This is a genomic window from Psychrobacillus lasiicapitis (genome assembly GCF_006861795.1).
GTDB lineage: Bacteria > Bacillota > Bacilli > Bacillales_A > Planococcaceae > Psychrobacillus > Psychrobacillus lasiicapitis.
Genome location: NZ_VDGH01000010.1, coordinates 36907 through 57374, shown reverse-complemented (window position 1 = coordinate 57374; position 20468 = coordinate 36907). Strand labels below are relative to the sequence as shown.

At 38.5% G+C, this 20468-nt stretch carries 22 protein-coding genes and 1 tRNA gene; 4 read left to right on the top strand and 19 right to left on the bottom strand.

Features of this window, described 5'->3' with window-relative positions:
* Positions 1-92: 92 nt before the first annotated feature.
* The 8 genes from secG to FG382_RS16495 all read right to left on the bottom strand — a co-directional run bounded on the left by secG (position 93) and on the right by FG382_RS16495 (position 8011).
* The gene (gene secG / locus FG382_RS16530) at positions 93-320 is read right to left on the bottom strand and encodes a preprotein translocase subunit SecG (protein ID WP_142540001.1); all 228 of its coding nucleotides are present in this window, start codon (positions 318-320) and stop codon (positions 93-95) included.
* Between the two features lie 265 nt (positions 321-585).
* The gene (eno, locus tag FG382_RS16525) at positions 586-1878 is read right to left on the bottom strand and encodes a phosphopyruvate hydratase (protein ID WP_142540000.1); all 1293 of its coding nucleotides are present in this window, start codon (positions 1876-1878) and stop codon (positions 586-588) included.
* Positions 1879-1880: 2 nt separating this feature from the next.
* Positions 1881-3419, bottom strand: a complete 1539-nt coding sequence (gene gpmI, locus FG382_RS16520) for a 2,3-bisphosphoglycerate-independent phosphoglycerate mutase (protein WP_142539999.1) — start codon at positions 3417-3419, stop codon at positions 1881-1883.
* Positions 3412-4173, bottom strand: coding sequence for a triose-phosphate isomerase (gene tpiA / locus FG382_RS16515; RefSeq protein ID WP_142539998.1), 762 nt, complete (start codon positions 4171-4173; stop codon positions 3412-3414). The genes gpmI and tpiA overlap by 8 nt, the downstream gene beginning before the upstream one ends.
* A gap of 15 nt (positions 4174-4188) precedes the next feature.
* Positions 4189-5373 (bottom strand): phosphoglycerate kinase, encoded by a 1185-nt coding sequence (locus FG382_RS16510; RefSeq protein ID WP_142539997.1) that lies wholly within the window; start codon positions 5371-5373, stop codon positions 4189-4191.
* Positions 5374-5475: 102 nt separating this feature from the next.
* A complete protein-coding gene (gene gap, locus FG382_RS16505) occupies positions 5476-6483 on the bottom strand; it encodes a type I glyceraldehyde-3-phosphate dehydrogenase (protein WP_142539996.1) in 1008 nt (335 codons plus the stop codon).
* A 12-nt stretch (positions 6484-6495) separates the two neighbouring features.
* On the bottom strand, positions 6496-7533 hold the full coding sequence (locus tag FG382_RS16500; protein WP_142539995.1) for a sugar-binding transcriptional regulator: 1038 nt from the start codon (positions 7531-7533) through the stop codon (positions 6496-6498).
* A 247-nt stretch (positions 7534-7780) separates the two neighbouring features.
* A complete protein-coding gene (locus tag FG382_RS16495) occupies positions 7781-8011 on the bottom strand; it encodes a glutaredoxin family protein (protein ID WP_142539994.1) in 231 nt (76 codons plus the stop codon).
* A 109-nt stretch (positions 8012-8120) separates the two neighbouring features.
* Between FG382_RS16495 and FG382_RS16490 the strand changes: the two genes are divergently transcribed.
* Together FG382_RS16490 and FG382_RS16485 are read left to right on the top strand one after the other, a co-directional pair.
* Positions 8121-8645, top strand: coding sequence for an RNA polymerase sigma factor (locus FG382_RS16490; protein ID WP_142539993.1), 525 nt, complete (start codon positions 8121-8123; stop codon positions 8643-8645).
* Positions 8620-9783, top strand: a complete 1164-nt coding sequence (locus FG382_RS16485; RefSeq protein ID WP_142539992.1) for a hypothetical protein — start codon at positions 8620-8622, stop codon at positions 9781-9783. The genes FG382_RS16490 and FG382_RS16485 overlap by 26 nt, the downstream gene beginning before the upstream one ends.
* A 43-nt stretch (positions 9784-9826) precedes the next feature.
* Here FG382_RS16485 and FG382_RS16480 read toward each other — a convergent pair whose 3' ends face one another.
* The 3 genes from FG382_RS16480 to FG382_RS16470 all read right to left on the bottom strand — a co-directional run bounded on the left by FG382_RS16480 (position 9827) and on the right by FG382_RS16470 (position 11782).
* Positions 9827-10273: a GNAT family N-acetyltransferase gene (locus FG382_RS16480; protein ID WP_211356412.1), complete on the bottom strand. Its 447-nt coding sequence runs from the start codon at positions 10271-10273 to the stop codon at positions 9827-9829.
* Positions 10274-10379: 106 nt separating this feature from the next.
* A complete protein-coding gene (locus tag FG382_RS16475) occupies positions 10380-11204 on the bottom strand; it encodes a TPM domain-containing protein (protein WP_142539990.1) in 825 nt (274 codons plus the stop codon).
* Positions 11204-11782: a LemA family protein gene (locus FG382_RS16470; RefSeq protein WP_142539989.1), complete on the bottom strand. Its 579-nt coding sequence runs from the start codon at positions 11780-11782 to the stop codon at positions 11204-11206. The genes FG382_RS16475 and FG382_RS16470 overlap by 1 nt, the downstream gene beginning before the upstream one ends.
* Positions 11783-11936: 154 nt before the next feature.
* On the opposite strand from FG382_RS16470, the gene FG382_RS16465 reads away from it, so the two are divergent.
* Positions 11937-12884, top strand: a complete 948-nt coding sequence (locus tag FG382_RS16465) for a catalase family peroxidase (RefSeq protein ID WP_142539988.1) — start codon at positions 11937-11939, stop codon at positions 12882-12884.
* A gap of 64 nt (positions 12885-12948) precedes the next feature.
* On the opposite strand, the gene FG382_RS16460 is transcribed toward FG382_RS16465, so the two are convergent.
* A tRNA-Arg gene (locus FG382_RS16460) sits at positions 12949-13020 on the bottom strand.
* 166 nt (positions 13021-13186) lie between these two features.
* Between FG382_RS16460 and clpP the strand changes: the two genes are divergently transcribed.
* Positions 13187-13783: an ATP-dependent Clp endopeptidase proteolytic subunit ClpP gene (clpP, locus tag FG382_RS16455; protein WP_142539987.1), complete on the top strand. Its 597-nt coding sequence runs from the start codon at positions 13187-13189 to the stop codon at positions 13781-13783.
* Between the two features lie 281 nt (positions 13784-14064).
* Here clpP and FG382_RS16450 read toward each other — a convergent pair whose 3' ends face one another.
* From FG382_RS16450 to FG382_RS16420, 7 genes are all read right to left on the bottom strand, one after another.
* A complete protein-coding gene (locus FG382_RS16450; protein WP_142539986.1) occupies positions 14065-14322 on the bottom strand; it encodes an HPr family phosphocarrier protein in 258 nt (85 codons plus the stop codon).
* A gap of 19 nt (positions 14323-14341) precedes the next feature.
* Positions 14342-15283, bottom strand: a complete 942-nt coding sequence (gene whiA, locus FG382_RS16445) for a DNA-binding protein WhiA (protein ID WP_142539985.1) — start codon at positions 15281-15283, stop codon at positions 14342-14344.
* A 63-nt stretch (positions 15284-15346) separates the two neighbouring features.
* A complete protein-coding gene (locus tag FG382_RS16440) occupies positions 15347-16303 on the bottom strand; it encodes a gluconeogenesis factor YvcK family protein (RefSeq protein ID WP_142539984.1) in 957 nt (318 codons plus the stop codon).
* A 4-nt stretch (positions 16304-16307) separates the two neighbouring features.
* The gene (gene rapZ / locus FG382_RS16435; RefSeq protein ID WP_142539983.1) at positions 16308-17192 is read right to left on the bottom strand and encodes an RNase adapter RapZ; all 885 of its coding nucleotides are present in this window, start codon (positions 17190-17192) and stop codon (positions 16308-16310) included.
* Positions 17185-17667 (bottom strand): NUDIX domain-containing protein, encoded by a 483-nt coding sequence (locus FG382_RS16430; RefSeq protein WP_142539982.1) that lies wholly within the window; start codon positions 17665-17667, stop codon positions 17185-17187. The genes rapZ and FG382_RS16430 overlap by 8 nt, the downstream gene beginning before the upstream one ends.
* Before the next feature lie 198 nt (positions 17668-17865).
* Positions 17866-18816, bottom strand: coding sequence for a thioredoxin-disulfide reductase (trxB, locus tag FG382_RS16425; RefSeq protein ID WP_142539981.1), 951 nt, complete (start codon positions 18814-18816; stop codon positions 17866-17868).
* A 69-nt stretch (positions 18817-18885) separates the two neighbouring features.
* Positions 18886-20412, bottom strand: coding sequence for a tetratricopeptide repeat protein (locus FG382_RS16420; RefSeq protein ID WP_142539980.1), 1527 nt, complete (start codon positions 20410-20412; stop codon positions 18886-18888).
* Positions 20413-20468: the final 56 nt, after the last annotated feature.

Sequence of the window (20468 nt, the reverse complement as noted above, 5' to 3'; positions counted from 1 at the left end):
AATACCTCCAATCAACTAGCCCAAACTTAGTATGTAAAAGAAAACGCCTAACCAATCAGATGTCGGTCAGGCGGTTCGGTTCAACTCAATTATTAAAACTTTGTAACAGCAATAGTCAAAATAAAAAATAACACTGCAAGTACAATCGTTATTCTATGTAACACAAGGTCCATACCTCGGGCTTTTTGTTTTCCAAAAAGTTGTTCCGCTCCACCAGAGATGGCTCCTGAAAGACCAGCACTTTTCCCCGATTGTAACAATACAACAACGATTAATGCGAGCGATACAATGACAAGTAAAACCATTAGTAACGTATGCATTTGTTCCACCTCCTGATAAAACGTTCACAACATAAGTAATTTTACCAAAAAGTGTGTGAAGTTACAACTCTTTAAGTAAATTAATCTATCTGATATTTTCCATTTTACTGGCTATTCCAACTAAATGACTCAAAATTACAACTAAACCTGCAAATTTTCCAACTAAATGCTTCAAAATTCCAACTAACCACACCAAATTTCCAACTAAGCCTGAGCCAACACAAAAAGGGAGCCAGCAATAGCTGCTGACTCCCTTCAAACATGATTATTTTAAGTTATAAAAAGTATCTTTTCCTAAGTATTGAGCTGTGATATCTAGTTGATCTTCGATACGAAGTAATTGGTTGTATTTTGCTACGCGGTCTGAACGAGATGGTGCACCCGTTTTAATTTGACCAGCGTTTGTAGCAACTGCGATATCTGCAATTGTTACGTCTTCTGATTCACCAGAGCGGTGAGAAATAACTGCTGTATAGCCTGCACGTTTAGCCATTTCGATCGCATCGAACGTTTCTGTTAAAGTACCAATTTGGTTTACTTTTACAAGGATTGAGTTTCCAACGCCTTGCTCTATTCCTTGTGACAATTTTTTCGTGTTTGTTACGAATAAGTCGTCTCCTACTAGTTGCACTTTTTTACCTAATTTTTCAGTAAGTAATTTATGTCCAGCCCAGTCGTTTTCATCTAAACCGTCTTCGATTGAAACGATTGGGTATTTTTCGCAAAGCTCTTCATACCAAGCTACCATTTCTTCTGAAGTTTTTACTACGCCTTCACCAGCTAAATGGTATTTTCCGTCTTCTTTATTGAATAATTCAGAAGCGGCAACATCCATTGCAAGAAGTACTTCTTCCCCTGGTCTATAACCTGCTTTTTCAATCGCAGTCATGATCGTAGAAAGTGCTTCTTCGTTAGATTTTAAGTTAGGAGCAAATCCACCCTCGTCTCCAACTGCTGTGTTTAATCCTGCATCTTTTAGTACTGCCTTTAAGCTATGGAAAATTTCAGCTCCCATACGTAGTGCATGACGGAAAGATTCTGCTCCGACTGGCATTACCATGAATTCTTGAATGTCCACGTTGTTATCAGCATGTTCTCCACCATTTACAATGTTCATCATTGGAACTGGTAGTTGTTTCGCATTGAAGCCACCTAAATATTGATACAACGGAATATCTAAGTAATCTGCTGCTGCATGTGCAACGGCAATCGATACACCTAAAATTGCGTTTGCACCAAGGTTACCTTTGTTGTCTGTACCATCTAGTTCAATCATTGCGTGATCGATTCCAACTTGGTCAAGTACGGAAAAGTTCTCTTCTAATTCGGCTGCAATGATGTTATTTACGTTATCAACTGCTTTTAAAACACCTTTCCCTAGGTATCTTGCTTTGTCACCATCACGAAGTTCTACTGCTTCATATTCACCAGTAGATGCGCCAGATGGAACGATTGCACGACCAAATGCTCCGCTTTCTGTAAAAACCTCTACTTCTACTGTTGGGTTCCCGCGTGAATCTAATACTTCACGAGCTTGTAAATGTGTAATAATTGGCATTTTTAACTCTCCGTTTCGATTAGTGTTTTACCTGTCATTTCAGGTGGTGTTTCTATCCCTAACAAGTGTAACATGGTTGGTGCTAAATCGGCTAAAATTCCGTCAGAACGAAGCGAAATTTCTTTTTGGGTGACAATAACTGGCACTGGATTTGTCGTGTGCGCTGTCATTGGCTGCCCTTCTAGCGTCGTTACTTCATCTGAATTTCCGTGGTCTGCTGTTATAATAGCACGTCCACCTTTTGCTAAAATAGCATCTACTACTTTACCTAAACATTCATCCACTGCTTCAATCGCTTTAATCGTTGGCTCCAGCATTCCACTATGCCCAACCATATCTGGGTTGGCAAAGTTTAAAATAATGGCATCGAACTTATCATTCGCAATTTCCGAAAGCAGTGCGTCCGTTACTTCATATGCGCTCATTTCCGGCTGCAAGTCATACGTTGCGACCTTAGGTGAATTTATCAGAATACGCTCTTCCCCAGGGAATGTTTCTTCTCGTCCACCGCTCATGAAAAAAGTAACATGTGGGTATTTTTCGGTTTCGGCAATTCGAAGCTGTGTTTTCCCGTTCTTCGCGAGTACTTCTCCGATTGTGTTATACAAATCATTTTTTTCAAACACTACATCGGAAACCACATCGTCACTATAGTGCGTAAATGTGACGAACTTAAGGTTTGTCGGATGCTTTTCACTAAGCTTAAAGCTATCGAATGTAGGTGTGTTCAATGCCATCGATAATTGAATGGCACGATCCGGACGGAAATTAAAGAAAATAACTGCATCCCCAGAATCGATTGTGACAGCCTGTTTTGCATTTTCTTCTACGACAAATGGTAAAACGAATTCATCTAAAATATCTTCTTCATATGATTTTAATATCCCAGCTGTCGCAGATTCGGCCGTTCTTCCGATTCCATCTACTAATGCTCGGTAAGTAAGCTCTACACGGTCCCAGCGACGATCACGGTCCATCGCATAATAGCGGCCGCTAATAGAGGCAAATTTCCCGATACCGATTTCCTTCATTTGCTTTTCGGTTTCTTCTACAAAACCTACTGCCGTTTGCGGCCCAACATCACGACCATCTAAAAATCCATGGACAAACGCTTCTTGTAGCCCTTGCTCTTTTGCTAGCTTGAGTAAAGCAAATAAATGAGAATAGTGACTATGAACGCCACCGTCCGAAAGGAGCCCCATCAAATGGAGCTTGCCTCCCGTTTGATTTACATGCTCGATTGCAGCTAATAGCTTCGGCTCTAAAAAGAATTCACTTTCTCGAATAGACTTATGAATACGCGTTAAGTTTTGGTAGACAATTCTTCCCGCTCCAATATTCAAATGACCAACTTCGGAGTTCCCCATTTGTCCTTCTGGCAATCCTACTGCTTCTCCAGAGGCGATTAATGTAGCATTCGAAAAGTCTTTCCAATAACGGTCATAGTTTGGTTTCTTCGACTGTGCAACCGCATTTCCGAATTCTTCGTGGCGCAGTCCGAATCCATCTAAAATGATTAAAGCTACTGGACTTTTAGGCATTTTGTCCAGCCTCCAATAATTTTACGAAAGAGTCTACTTGTAAGCTTGCTCCTCCAACTAAAGCACCATCAATATGCTCTTTTGAAAGAAGCTCTTCAATATTTTCTGGTTTCACACTGCCACCATATTGAATGCGCACGCTGTTTGCCACTTCTTCTCCAAATCCATCGAGAATGGTTTCACGAATCGCTTGACACACTTCATTTGCATCATCAGCAGTAGCTGTTTTACCAGTGCCGATTGCCCAAATTGGCTCATACGCGATAACAGAAGCTTCCACATTTTCCTCAGAAAGCCCTTCTAAAGCAGCCATTACTTGAGCAGAGACAATATTTACGGTTTCATTTTGTTCACGCTGTTCTAACGTTTCACCTACGCAAATAATAGGAGTTAAATTATTTTCAAACGCAGCTTTTACTTTTTGTTGAACAGACTCATCTGTTTCATTGAAATATTGGCGTCTTTCCGAATGTCCGATAACGACATAGCTAACACCAAGATCTTGTAGTTGGTGTCCACTCACTTCACCAGTAAATGCACCTTCTTTTTCTTCATGCATTGTTTGAGCACCAACTGCAACAAACGAATCATTTGTCGCTTGTACAAGCTGATCCAAAAAGATTGCCGGTGCACAAATAACCGCATCCACCTTGCTGCTATCTACTTGTTTGTCTTTTAACTGTTCTACAAAATCCTTCGCTTCTGAAAGTGTTTTATACATTTTCCAGTTTCCTGCTATGATCGGTTTACGCATCTAAAATCTCCTCCATTACTTATCGTTTAAAGCGGATACGCCTGGTAAGTCTTTCCCTTCCATAAATTCAAGAGAAGCTCCTCCACCAGTAGAAATATGATCCATTTTATCGGCAACCTCGAATTTTTCAACAGCAGCTGCAGAATCTCCACCACCGATAATGGTATATCCAGCCGTTTCAGCCATTGCGTCCGCTACCACTTTTGTCCCATTCGCAAAAGCCTCCATTTCAAACACACCCATTGGTCCGTTCCAAATGATCAGCTTGCTACTTTTAATAACATCCGCATATAGAGCAGCCGTTTTCGGCCCAATATCTAATCCCATCCAGTCAGAAGGAATTTGGTTTATATCTACTACTTTTGTGTTTGCATCTTTTGAGAATTCATCTGCCACGACTACATCGACCGGCATATAGAATGAAACACCTTTTTCTTTCGCTTTTTCGATAAAGCCTTTTGCTAATTCAATCTTATCCTCTTCTAATAGAGAGTTTCCAACATCATGTCCTTGGGCTTTCGAGAACGTGTACGATAAGCCTCCACCGATAATAATATTATCTACTTTATCTAATAGGTGATCGATAACACCGATTTTATCTTTTACTTTTGCCCCGCCAATAATGGCAGTAAATGGACGTTCAGGAGTTGATAAAGCTTTTCCTAAAACTTCTAATTCCTTTTCCATCAATAATCCCGATACAGCTGGCAATAATTTCGCAATACCTTCTGTCGTTGCGTGGGCGCGGTGTGCTGCTCCAAATGCATCATTCACATACACATCTGCAAGGGATGCGAATGCTTTTGCAAGTTCAGGATCATTTTTTTCTTCTCCTGCATGGAAGCGGACGTTTTCTAATAACACTACATCCCCATCTGCCATTGCAGAAACCGCTTGTTCCACTGCTTGTCCAATGGATTCATCTAATTTTGTTACAGGCTTATTCAAAAGTGTCGCTAAATGCTCTCCTACTTTTGTCAAACGTAGCTCTTCTTTTACTTCCCCTTTTGGGCGTCCCATATGACTAGCTAAAATGACTTTCGCCCCTTGTTCGATCAAATAGTTAATCGTCGGGATTGCCGCACGAATACGAGTATCATCTGTAATAGCTCCATCTTCCATTGGTACGTTAAAGTCTACTCGACAAAACACACGCTTTCCTTGTAAAGTTACATCGCTTAATGATTGTTTTTCCTTCATGAATTAAGCCTCCCAATTATGCCAATTATGTAAAAAAAGAAGGAGCAAGGGTAACCCTTGCTCCTTTTACCCTCTTATATTATAGAGGTTATCTCTTACAAATTAAAGTCCGCGCTCAGCCATCAGTAATGCAAGGTCGATACAACGAGCAGAGTAACCTGATTCGTTATCATACCAAGACAATACTTTCACCATATTATCTCCTAGTACCATTGTAGAAAGTCCATCTACTGTTGATGAAGCAGTGTTTCCATTATAGTCAATTGAAACTAATGGAAGCTCACTGAATGCTAGAATTCCTTTTAATTCATTTTCTGATGCTTCTTTTAATACATTATTAATTTCTTCTACTGTTACTTCTTTGTCTAGTTCCGCTACAAAGTCTACTAAAGAAACATTAGGTGTTGGTACGCGGATTGCCATACCATCTAATTTTCCTTTTAGTTCAGGAAGTACTTTCGCTACTGCAGAAGCTGCTCCCGTTGTTGTTGGGATCATCGATTCTGCTGCTGCACGAGCACGACGGTAATCGCTATGTGGTAAATCTAAAATACGTTGGTCATTTGTGTATGAGTGTACTGTTGTCATCATTCCACGTTTAATACCAAATTTGTCAGATAACACTTTTGCAAGTGGAGATAGACAGTTTGTCGTACAAGAAGCGTTTGACACAATATGATCTGTTGTTGGATCATATTTGTCCGCATTTACGCCCATAACAAATGTCGGCATATCATCTTTTGCTGGAGCAGATAAAATAACTTTTTTCGCACCTGCTTCAATATGTTTTCCAGCTTTGTCTTTCGTGCTGAAAATTCCCGTAGATTCGATGACGATATCGATTTCTAGCTCTTTCCAAGGAAGTGCAGCTGGGTCTTTCTCTGCAAGAACGCGTATTTTTTTACCGTTTACAATTAAATATTCGCCTTCTGATGATACTTCTGCATTTAAAATGCCGTGCACTGAATCATATTTCAATAGATGTGCAAGCATTGCAGCATCTGTTAAGTCATTAATTGCTACTACTTCTATTTCGCTTTTTTCTAATGCTTCTCTAAATACTTTACGCCCGATACGTCCGAATCCATTAATCGCTAATTTTACTGTCATATTAAATTCCTCCTAATTGGTTTGTTCAATGATTTTCATCATTTCATTTGCTGCACCTTCATCTGTTACTAGGACAGTTTGCTGAGGTGCTTGTTTAAAATAAGACAATAATGCTTTTGCTTTTTTGGCACCACCAGCAACTGCTAGTAAATGCTCTATATGTTGTAGCTGTTTTAACTGAATACCAATCGTTCGAATCCGGTGAACCGCTTCACCTTGTTCATTAAAATAATACCCAAATGCTTCACTTATTGAACCTTCTTCTTTTAGGCGCTCGATTTCATGCTCGTTTGTATTTCTTCTACGAGCCATTTCTTCCGCATCGCCAATGCCATGAATGACAATATTCGTTCTTTCATATAGATCCATCATTTCTTGTATGAATGGCTCTTTCTTCATCGTAGTGTACGCTTCTTCACTCAAACTATCCGGCATATACAAGGTTCGGTAGGATCCATTCATTTTCCCCGCAAAAAGGGAAGCAATGGTATTTGCTTGAAACGAAACGTCTTTTCCGACTCCGCCTCGAGCAGCGATAAACAATAATTGTTTCCACTTCGTTGTTTCATGTACAAAATTCGCGATGGAAGCAATGGTAGAACCACCCGTGACAGCGACAATTTTTTCGTCTGTCAAAATACTTTCTAAATACTTTGCTGCTTCTTGCGACAAAAGCATGGTCGCATTCGTATTAGTATCTACATTTCCGGGAACAATAATTACTTCTTTTATGTGTAAATGTTTTGCCAGTTGTTGTTCTAGTTGTAATCTTCCTGACCATACTCTTACAACTTCTTTTAAGTCGATTAATAATTGTGTACCTTTAGAAGTTATTGCAGCTCCGTCTCTTGAAATATCAATTAAACCTTGATTTCTCAAAGTATCTAATTCTTTTCGAGTGTCTCTTTCGGACAAACCTAGCTGTTCTCCTAAAACTCGCCTGCCAATTCCTTTCGTAAGTTGAATCGTTTGAAGTATTCGATACCTCTTTTGCAACAACTCACTCATTTCCGGTATTAGCTTTAGCTGAGCAGTGAGCAATGATTCCATTTTTCACTTCCTCATTGGTTGTGACGTTTTTGTCCCACTTAATTAAAAAATGTCCCACTTAATTAAAAAAAAAGTGAATTTCTATAAATTATCATATAATATCTTATGCAATTTTGCAATAATAGTGCATAACTTGTTGCTAGAAATCCTCCGCTCCATGGGGATCTTGCGATTCTGGACTCCTATGTTGCGATTTGTCCTCTCTGTCTTGCGATTCCCAAATACTACAAAAAAATCTGGTGCATTCTTAAAGCAATGCATCCAGAATAGCTGGGTAATCCACTTGTCCATATTGAATTATTTCATTTTCAAATACAACGACAGGAATCATCAGCATGTATTTTTCATGAAGTGCATCATCTTCCTCGATGTTATACTCCTTTATTTCAAACGGTACATCCTCTTGCACTAGCTTCAGAACTATTCTTGCATCCTCACATAAATGACAGCCTGGTCTTGTGTAGAAATGGACAATCATTTTATAACATCCTCCCCAATAGCATTTATTCCATTTTAATAAAAGGTTAAAATTAAAGCGATACTTTTTATTCGTTCCTTCGTCTATAGCAGTAAGGGGAGGTCAAGAGATGGAAATGGAACAGCTATACAAAGAGCACAGTGATCAAGTTTACAGCTATATATACTTTCTTGTCCGACATAAAGAATGTGCAGAGGATCTTACGCAAGAAACCTTTTATAAAGCATATAAAGGATTGGACTCCTTTCAGAAACAGGCTTCTACTGCCACTTGGCTATTGAAAATAGCGCGTAATGTGACCTATGACTATTTGCGAAGGAAAAGAATTATCCAATTTTTCTCTTTTGAAAAAGCGCATGATTTGGAGACAAACGCAATATCGCCAGAGAGACGGTTTGAACAAAAAGAGCAGCTTGTGAGAATGTATGATTCCTTAAGTAAGCTTAAAAAAGACTATCAGGAAGTCCTGCTACTACGCAAGGTACAGGAATGTTCGATTCAAGAAACTGCCTATATACTTGGCTGGACCGAGGCAAAAGTAAAGATGAAAACGACACGAGCATTTGAAGCACTAAAAAAGGAATTTCATCAGGAAGGAGGTCACGCAGATGGAACCATCAAACGAATTCGATGAGCTTTTTGAGGAAATGAAAGAGGTAAAGCGTTCAGAAAAAGCAAAACATAATACATGGCTTGCCTTGAAGAGTAAAATAGAAGAAACGAGAAAACGCACGATATTTCCAGCATTCATATCATTAGCAATTATAGCAACCGCCTCTTTTCTCTTCATTACTTTTTTGAAACCCTCGGAGACGGAGAAATCAGCTGAATCTCTTTCCAATGAAGAAACTATAAAAGCAGTATTAGAAAGAGAATATAACGGTCCAAATATGGAAATTTCCCAGTTAATGAACGATTGGATGGACTTACAAAGCGAAACCGAAACGCAAAAGCAAGAGGACTACAATCATCTACTGGAATCAAAGGAATACAAAGATTTCATGAATTATTATCCAGCCACTTTTGGTGCATACTTTACAGAGAATATGCTGACAAAAGCGATTAGGACAAATTTGGTATTCAAATATAATTTCTATCTAATAGACAATGACATTGAAATGAAACTAGAGAATGTCAAAATTGCACAGGAAAAAGCTCACCCAAATATTTATCGCCCCATCATAGAGGTTTCCTTAACAAATAGCAAAGGACAGAAAATTTTTCATACAGTGCGAGAAGAATTTATTTTTTCCAAAACAGAGCCTGGAAAAATCGGTGGCTATAATGGAGTAAAAGATGGCGGGAGTATGGAACTTCGAGAAAAAATAGAAAACTTTGATGCATACGTTGAAAATAATGAAGATGTGCGAACCCCATCGATTGATGTTTCTTATGACACACTTTGTTTCAATGGTCGCTTGCCCGTCCCACAAGGTACAGTAGAATTTAAGTCTGGTTGTACATCCGATAGATCCCAAATCAATTCCGTCATGACTATCATGGAGAATTTTTTTGTTAAAGAAGTAACAGAAAAAGAAGCCATGGAGAGAAGCGAACTGTTCACTCAAATTGGAAACTATCAGATTTACTTAACAAACAGTGCAGATAAAGACAATACTTTATATACTATTACATCATTCTCCGACGGATTCCTCGTATTCTCTCCAGGCTCTAGCCTTGGAATTACTGGTGACATTACTACTGAATCGAAAGTTTTCTTCTATGAGGAGATCAAGCAGAGACTAGATGAATTTGCTGATAACAATAATTAAAAAAACCAACTCATCGTTGGTTTTTTTCTTGTTGAAGGCTTGCTCAAAATTTCAATATAAACTCTACTTCCCCTTCATTCATGTTGCCCGTTTTTTGGAAACCAAAGCTTTCATATAACTTGATAGCTACTTCATTGTCTGGCTTCGTTGATAGATAAATTGTTTCACAGCCGTCTAGCTGTTTCATTTCGTCCAAGATCAACTGTATAGCCTCTCTGCCATAGCCTTTTCCCTGACATGTACGATCAATCATTAAGCGACAGATCCAGTAATTCTTCGTATCCTCATCTAATCCATACATTGCAAAGCCAATAACCTTCTCATCTACCTCAACGCCTTTAACGATCCATCCTGTTTCGTAAATCGATTGCACGATCGATAATGCATTGGAGGCTACAAATTTTTCTACTACGGTTGCCTTTCCATCCTCATTAGTCGTTAAAAGAACCGTTCTTAACCAATTATCCTTGTTGATCTCTACTAGTTTCAATCCCAAATCCCCCAATCGTCTCTTCCAGTTTATTTTATCAGGAGTAGGAATTTAAGCATATAACTACACGAAAAAAAGCCCTAAAAAGGGCTTTTCTATTTATCATCTACCATTTGCGGCCTGCTCCACCGCCTCCGGAGCTACCACCCCCGAAGCCGCCGAAACCTCCGCCTGAACTTCTTCCGCCAGAGCCTCCGAACCCGCCAAAGCCACCCCCGAAGCTTCCTGGTCCAAACATTCGTGTACTAGAGCGTCTTCCACCTGAACCCGGTCTTCCACCACCGCCTCCGCGTCCACCAGTTATAATGGTGATAATCATATAAATCACGAAGATAACGATAATAATCGTGGAAAACGAAAATCCTCCGCCGGAAGCTGCTGGATCTTTCGGTTCTTCAAGTTCTCCGTCCCAGCCGTATTCTGTTGCAACTTCATTGTATAAAACCTGGTATGTGGAGAGAACTGCATCATCAACGGCCCCTTGCTCTAGGTATGGATAAGTGTAATCATCCAAGATACGTCCGAGTTTTCCATCAGGCAACGCACCTTCGAGACCTTGACCTACGGCAATATATACATCTCGATTATCTTGCTTTGTAGGGTCTGTTTCGATCACAAACAAAACACCATTGTTTTTCTCTTTATCACCGATCCCAAACTCTCGAATAACGTCCACACTAAACTGATTGACATCTTGCCCATTTAAGGAATTAATAATCATGACGACAATTTGTGAGCCTGTCGCCTTATCCAATTTCAGTCCGAGCGCTTCTACTTCCTGCTTTGTCTTTTCTGATAAAAAGCCCTCATAATCCTGTACATAGGATTCCCCAGGTATCGGCTTAGGTATATCCGATGCTGCTACTGCTACGATTGGCACAAAAAGAAATAAAAGTAGCGCAGCTAGGAGCAGACGCGCAACTTTTTTCATTATTCTCCATCTCCTTCAAAGTCCACTACTGGAGCATCCTGTGCAGCTGCGTCTGCTTTAAAATATTCTTTTTCATCAAAGCCAAAAATAGAAGCAACTATACTTCCTGGCATACGTTTTACCTTTTTATTGTAGTCCGATACTACTGCATTATAGTCTTGTCTTGCTACAGACAAACGATTTTCTGTACCCGCAAGCTCATCCATTAATTGACGGAAGTTCGCATCCGCTTTTAACTCTGGATAATTTTCTACCACTACTAATAATCTGCTTAAAGCACCAGATAATTGGTCATTGGCAGCTGCTTGATCCTCCGGAGTAGTCGCTCCTGCTAATTTCGAACGAGCGTCTGCGATATTACTTAGTACTTCTTTTTCATGAGAAGCAAAACCTTTCACCGTATTCACTAGGTTTGGAATTAAGTCCAAACGACGTTGCAGCTGATTTTCTACTTGTGCGTATGCTTTATTTACATCTTCTTCGGCATCGACAAAGCCGTTTTTACTTGAGAATAAAACTACTGCAATAATCGCTATAATCGCGATAATGATGACTAGCGGTCCTAAAAATTTTTTCATTCTATTCACCTCTAACTTAAGTATAGTATTCATTTACCTTTAAAAAGCTATTGTGAAACATAATCTGCATTCATAGCTTGTTCATTTCTTTTGATTAATATAAAAAATTTAGGGTAAGGATGAATAGACCGATCAATAATCGGAGGTGATTCACATGAATAGTATGAACAATACGGGTGATTCCATGCCAACAGATGCAATTGACACACTGGAAAAGATTCAAGGTAGGTTTCCGGGAGCACGTCGCGCACATGCGAAAGGGTTGTTTTTCGAGGCAACGTTTAGACCTAATGGGAATGCCATAGCCTATACAACAGCTGCACATTTGCAAAAGGAAGCGGTTTCTGCAACTGTCCGGTTTTCCAACAGTCCGCCAAACCCGACCGCTTCGGATTTTCTTTCACCTTTTAAAGGGATGTCTGTGCAATTTCATTTGCCTGATGGAACAGCAAGTCATCTAATTAGCACCACCATACCTATTTTCATAACAAAAGATCCAAAAACCTTTATAGATATGTTGAAAATTTTGACGGCAACTAAAACTGGTATGGATAAAGTGGATTTAGGAATAGGTGTGCTGAATATTATTAAAAAGTACCCAGAGCGAAAAAATATCTTGCTTGCCCTGCAGGAACAATTTAAACAGCCACCCATAAGCTATGCGCTGCTCCACTATTACCCAATACACGCTTTCTATTTTGTCAATCAAGATGGAAAACGCCAAGCGATCAAATATGAGTGGCAGCCTGTACAAGAAAAAGAAGCATGGCTAGAGCAACCAGCAGCAAAAATAACCTCTCCCGATTATCTTGAGGAAGACCTTCACGAAAGATTAAAAAATGGACCGGTTTCTTTTAACCTAGTCATTCGTTTAGGCACAAAGGATGACGCTACTGATGACCCAACAGTTGATTGGTCAGAAGACAGGCAACAAATAGTAGTTGGTCAATTAACATTGAACAAAGCTCTGTTTCCAAATGAGCCTATTTTGTTTGATCCGACTATAGTGACAGAAGGAATTGAGCTCACTGCAGATCCTATTCTTCATTTTCGTCATGATGCCTATGCGGTCTCTTATGAACGTCGGATGAAAAATGAATAGAAAAAACACCTGAAGCGTGGTAACTAACTTCAGGTGTTGATGTCTTGCACTTTTTAAAATAATACGCCCCCGGAGGGAATCGAACCCCCATCTCAAGAACCGGAATCTTACGTCATATCCATTAAACTACGGAGGCAAGCGACTAATCTATTATACAAATGATTTATAAATATTTCAACTTAACTTTTTAGTGCTTAATATTTGACCTTCCTTGACCTTAATGTGTATGATAAAGTTACAGCTGAGATATACTTTTCAGTAATCAATAATAGACAATACCACCTTTGAAGGAGGCAATCAGGATGAATTTAATTCCTACAGTAATCGAACAAACAAATCGTGGAGAACGTGCGTATGATATTTATTCACGATTATTAAAAGACCGAATTATTATGCTTGGAAGCGGCATTGATGACAATGTAGCTAACTCAATCGTTGCACAGCTTCTATTTTTAGAAGCGGAAGATCCAGATAAAGATATTTCTATCTACATTAACAGCCCAGGCGGTAGCATCACAGCTGGTATGGCAATCTACGATACTATGCAGTTCATCAAACCAGATGTTCAAACAATTTGTATCGGTATGGCTGCTTCAATGGGAGCATTCCTTCTTACAGCTGGAACACCAGGAAAACGCTATGCGCTTCCAAATGCAGAAGTAATGATTCACCAACCACTTGGTGGAGCACAAGGGCAAGCAACAGAAATCGAAATTGCTGCAAAACGCATTTTATTCTTACGCGATAAATTAAATACAATTATTTCGGAACGCACAGGTCAACCAATCGAAATAATTGCTAGAGACACAGATCGCGATAACTTCATGACTGCTGAACGTGCAAAAGAATATGGTTTAATCGACCACATCATCGAACGCAGTGAAATGAAAAAATCATAATAAAAATTGTACCCAAGGAAATTTACTTTCCTTGGGTATTTTTATTGGGTGAAACATAAATCCTCTGATGCGGCAAAGTACAATTTAGATACTCGCAACCTATACAGAAAACAAGCCGCAACCATCGGCGTCTCACTCCAAGTAAACCTGCATTTTTGTGAATTAGTTGCTTTCAATGACTATTTGGTTGCTCTCACGCTGAATTGGTTGCTTTCGGTATTTAAGACACAAAAAAAGCCATCCCCGAGTCCAAATTGACCGAATGGGACAGCCCTTTTCTATTATTCCTCGTGCGCAATAAATTTTGCTAATGTTTCTACCGCTTCTTCCTCGTCGGAGCCTTCTGCGCTTAAGTTTACAGTAATTCCTTTGCTTATTGCTAAGCTCATGATGCCCATAATACTTTTAGCATTTACTTTTTTCTCATCTTTTTCTAAGTATACATCCGCAATATAACGATTAGCCTCTTGTACAAATAACGCTGCTTGTCTTGCTTGTAATCCCGATGGTAATTTCACTTGGACTTGTTTTTCTGTCATCAATATACGCTCCATTTCACTAAATTGTTTCGCCTCTACGAAGTGCATCTGCGATTTCATCTATTTTTCGTAATCGATGGTTAATACCGGATTTACTAACATTTCCAGTGGAAACCATTTCCCCTAATTCTTTTAATGTTACATCTTGATATTCTACACGTAAACGTGCAATTTCTCTAAGTTTGTCTGGTAATTGGTCGAGACCGATAGAGCTTTCTATATATCGTATATTCTCTACTTGGCGAATAGCTGCACTGATCGTTTTATTTAGATTAGCCGTTTCACAGTTAACTAAACGATTCACGCTATTTCGCATATCTCTTATAATGCGGACATCCTCAAATTTCAATAAGGCACTGTGGGCTCCTGCGATGCTTAAGAAGTCAGAAATCTTTTCCGCTTCCTTTAAATAGGCAACAAAGCCCTTTTTCCGTTCAATCGTTTTCGCATTCAACTCAAATCCATTCATCAAATCTACTAGTGCGTCACTATGCGTTTTGTATAACGAATAAATTTCTAAATGATAAGAAGACGTTTCCGGATTATTAACAGAACCTCCAGCTAAAAACGCACCTCTTAAATAAGCGCGCTTACAGCAATTCTTTTTCACTAACTCTTTTGAAATAGAATATTCAAATTGAAAATGGTCCTTCAATATTTGTAAATCCTCTAATAACTCTTTCGCTCCATCTCGGATACGACAAATATAAACATTATTTTTTTTCAATCTCATTTTTTTTCGAACAAGCAATTCTACTTGATATGGATATAACGATTTTATCAGTGTGTACAATCTTCTAGCAATAGCTGCATTTTCAGTTTGTACATCTAAACTAAGCGATTTATTGCTAAATGAAAGCGATCCGTTCATTCGAATAAGTGCTGATAGTTCAGCTTTTGCACAACATGGTTTGGACTCTTCTTGCGTCATTTCTTTTTTTGTTTCAGAAGCAAACGACATAATCCGTTTCCCCCTTTCTTGCTAATGATTACGCTCACTTGTTGAGAATTCAACTATAATCATTTATGCATATTCTACTAGCCATTCCGCTACTTTCATCGCGTCATGACGCACTGCGCCACTATGGACGATGGAAATGTCTTTTTTCACAACTTCTAAGTTTAATGTTTCTAGTTGCTCTATATCTATTTTGACAGGTGATGCTTTTTCTTTCTTGTATAAATATTGTACATTTTCAGGGATCTCTTCATTACTTATCAATACCGCATCTAAGAAATTTTCACCAACATGATCGATTAAAGCATGAACATGATCGTATGCAGTATAGTCACTCGTTTCCCCGGCCTGTGTCATTAAATTACAAATATAAACCTTCTTCGCTTTTGAACAAATAATTGCCTCTTTTATACCTTCCACCAATAAATTCGGTAAAATACTAGTATATAGGCTTCCAGGCCCAATTGCGATAATATCGGCTTCTCGTATTGTATTAATTGTTTCTGGTAACGGTTTCACATCAGATGGCGAAATAAAGACCTTCTCTATTTTCTTTCCATATGATGGAATTTTGGATTCTCCACTTACAATTTGCTGATCTTCAAATTGTGCATGGAGTGTCACTATTTGATTGGCTGCAGGAAGAACCTTCCCATGAACCTTTAATACACGGCTCATCTCACTAATGGCATTAGCAAAATCACCTGTAATAGAAGTTAACGCTGTCAGCATTAAGTTTCCTAAAGAATGGCCATTCAGCTCTTCCGATTTAGAAAAACGATACTGGAACATTTCTTCCACTAAAGGTTCTACATCTGAAAGGGCCGCTAATACATTCCGAACATCTCCAGGTGGTGGAATATCATAATCATCCCGTAATCGACCAGAACTTCCACCATCATCTGCTACAGTGACAATTGCTGTAATGTCGAGTGGGAATTTCTTTAAACCACGAAGCAATGTAGATAGTCCCGTACCACCACCAATAATCACTATTTTCTTACGGTGTTTTGTACGCTCCATTCCTTCATTCCTTTCTTATCGTTACATCTCTATGTGTAATAACCGTTTTATCATCTGCTTTTAATAGTTTACCAAAGTATTCAGCTAAAGTAACGGAACGATGTTGTCCACCAGTACAACCAAAAGCAATGATTAGCTGCGTTTTACCTTCTCGTTTATATTGGGGAATCATAAACAAAAACAAATCGGTTAACTTCTCGATTAATGTCTTTGTATCTGCCCATTTTAATACATAGCTAGATACCTCTTCATCTAGACCTGATTTCGGCTTGAGTTCTTCTATATAGAACGGATTGGGAAGAAATCGAACATCAAATACTAGATCGGCATCAATCGGGATACCATGTTTAAATCCAAAAGACATTATATTCACAGTAAATACTTTACTACCTTTTGACGAAAATTCATCTTGTATTTTTTCCCTTAACTGGCGGGGTTTCATTGTAGAAGTATTATAGATAAATTGAGCTCTTCCTCTTAACTCAGAAAGTAACTCTCGTTCTTTTTTAATGCCATCTAGTGGTAGCCCAGAATCTGCTAGTGGATGAGAGCGTCTAGTCTCTTTATATCTTCTAACTAATACTTCATCTTTTGCATCTAAAAATAATACTTTTGGAGTTATCGTTGTAGCTTCTTGCAGCTGATTGACCGATTCCACTAAAGAATGGAACATTTCTCCTCCTCGTAAGTCCATAACTGCTGCAATGTTTCGAGGTTGTTTATTGGAATCGATCATTAGCTTAATGAATGTACTTAAAAGCTCTGGTGGCAAATTATCAATACAATAATACCCAAGATCTTCAAAACTCTGAATGGCAACTGTCTTACCTGCTCCAGACATTCCTGTAATAATGACCACTTCAGTTTCTGGCTTTTGCGTACTATCCATTGTTTATTTCTCCCTCCGATGATTGCTGAATCGTTTCTGTTATCAATGAAAAATCAGGTGTGTAAACGAATGTTCCATATTGCATACCTTTTTCTTGCACAGCAAATAACAAATTTGTTCGATCGCCTTCAGCCATTGGAAGCGTGTGTAAAGCTTCTACTGGATGCCATTCTAAAAGACCTTCTCTTGTTTCATGAAATGGTGTTCCTTCCAAATCCTTCGCAACAAATGTGAATAACATCCACTCATCAATTTGTTTGCCACCCTCTTCAATCACCATCGTGTAAATTCCTTTTAAATGCGGTCTAATAGGTTTCGCATTTGTTTCTTCGGTAAACTCTCGAATTGCAGAAACTAGGATGGATTCTCCTGATTCCATCTTCCCGCCTGGAGCAACGTACCAGTTTCTCCTAGGCTTTTTTAATAAAAGAACTTTGCCATCTTTGCATATTAGTAAATTTGCGATTCTTTGCACGAATTGTCACTCCACATCTATCATGTGTTAATAATTTTATTATACATTAATTTTCACAAAAAGAGGCTGCTTCACGATTAAAATCGCGAAACAGCCTGTTCAACTATTTCTTATATAAAAAGGGGGGTCAATTTATATTTCTAACTATACGCTATAATTGTTTCAAGCAGGTTACAAATCGATTAAGAAATAATTAAATCAAGCGTTCGTCGCTGTCTTTTCTTTTACATTTTCAATATAATGTTGTGCCGCTTGTGCAGCGATACTTCCGTCTCCAGTAGCCGTAACAATTTGACGAAGCATTTTATCACGCACATCTCCAGCGCCAAAAATTCCAGGTACAGCTGTTTCCATTCTTTCGTTCGTTACGATATATCCATTTTCGTTTAAAATTCCTAAATTTGAAAATGGTTTTGTTAATGGAAGCATTCCGACATATACAAAAACGCCATCTGTTTCGAATTCTCTTTCAGAGCCATCTACAGTTGAAACTAATGTTACGCTTCCTACTTTACCTTCTTTACCGTGAATTTCTTTTAATGTTGTATTCCAGATAAAGTCGATTTTTTCGTTTGCAAATGCTCGATCTTGTAAAATTTTCTGTGCACGTAACGCATCACGACGGTGAACAATCGTTACTTTATTTGCAAATTTCGTTAAAAATGCACCCTCTTCAACAGCGGAATCTCCTCCACCTACTACTACTAGGTTTTTCCCTTTAAAGAATGCACCATCACAAACTGCACAATAACTTACACCGCGTCCACCAAGTTCTGTTTCTCCGGGAATTCCCATTTTTTTATACTCTGCTCCGGATGAAATAATAACTGCAAGTGCTTTATATTCTTTCCCACTTACTTTTACTGTTTTATAAACTTCTCCATCCACGATTTCAGATACGTCTCCATATGCATATTCTGCACCGAATTTTTTCGCATGCTCAAACATTTTTGTCGAAAGCTCTGGTCCTAGTATCATTTCAAAACCTGGATAGTTTTCGACCTCTTCTGTATTCGCCATTTGTCCACCTGGAATACCACGTTCTATCATTAAAGTAGAAAGATTCGCACGAGAAGTATAAACAGCGGCAGTCATCCCTGCAGGACCTGCTCCAATTATTATCACATCATAAATTTTTTCTTCAGTCATCTGACATTCCTCCTACATTGCTTCTACCATCAATTTATAGGATTTTTATAACTGCTTCAACTTATATGCCTATGCGTCGAATAATGGCAAAAATTGCATGAGTTCATTTACATATTTCGTCAGAGTAGAAGTTGTAATTCCGTATTCTTCTGCATATTGTTTTTTCGTCACATTTTTCTTTCTGGAAGATTCAAACATATATTCCGTAGCAGCCGCAAGTGCTCTTGGATTTTTGAAGCCATACGCCTTTTTTAATGCGCGTTCCACTAGGACAAACCACATTTGAAATAAAAATGTAGCCGATTGCTCTAAAGGCTTGTGCTTTTCATAAAGTAAATCGGTAGCGGCAATGGCTCTTAAAAAAGCTTTCTCAGCTACAGATTTTTCATTAAATGAATGTCCTAAAGAATTCGCCAAAAATAATTTTTCCATGGTCGTCAATTCTTCTACCACTATCCATTTAGGATGGGAAATAATTTCTTGACGATGCGCTGATTTTCCCAACAGATAAAAACCTAATATTCGCTCACTCACATGTTGGTTCTGTAGCTTTTCTAAAATGAATTCTTTTTGGTTCTCCATCTGCGATTCATCTAGATCTTTTATATGTGGTAACCAAGGTTCAAATCCTGCTTTTTCTGGATCTAATTTTAATAATGTATTCCAAGCACTTTTCGCCACTTCTTCATGTCCAGAAAAATAGGCGGAATGAGATAACCAAAAATAAAAACCAGGATCCCCTTCAAATCCTTTACGTTGCAAACTTCTTAACCATTTAAATGCTTGTTCGTATTTGCCGATAAGTGCAAATGTAGCACCTAATTTATAACGATGCTCGATGAAATAAGGATTAATTTTAGATAAAAACTCAGTGATTTCTTCTAGCTCTTCCGTATTTTTTTCATAATAATAAATAACGGCTAAATTACAGAGCGCGTGAATATTACCTCTGTTTTCCCTTAATACTTCATGAAGTAGCGCCTTTGCTTGTTCTTCTTCCCCAATATAAAAATAGGCAAGCGCCAGATTATTAAATGCTGCCCAAAAATCAGGATATTGCGTAATAATGTCTTCTAGCAATTCAACCGCTTCTGGAAATTTCCCTTGTTCCATTAGCCGACGAGACTTTTCCTGTAAAAAAAGAGCTTCAGAGGACGGTGCATCTACTTGAAGAGAAAGAACATCTTCCTGCTCCGTGAAATCTACTATTTCCATCGCATCCTCTGTATATTCTCCATTTATATTCATCTCTAAATATTTTTTGGCAAAACGATTTGCATCCATAAAATTTCCTATATGAGCATTCACCTCTGCCAAAAAGAAAACGATTTCTGGGTCACTTGGGTTGACTGTATAAGCATGTCTTAAAAGTTCGTGCGCTACATCGAATTTATCTAATTCCATTTGTAAAATGGCATATTGCATTAAAATAACTGGGTCATCAGGGCTTAAATCTATCGCTCTTTTTAAATATTTATGAGCTTTCTCATACTTTTCTTTTTGTAGCTCATCTAAAGCTTTTTTATAGTAATATTCGCCCGTAGGCAAAAATGAAATAATATTTTCCTTAAAAACCTTTTTACTTTTTTTATCCAAGATAATCCTCCGAAAAATAATAAGGAACGTCGAAAGCGTTCCTTATTAGTATAATC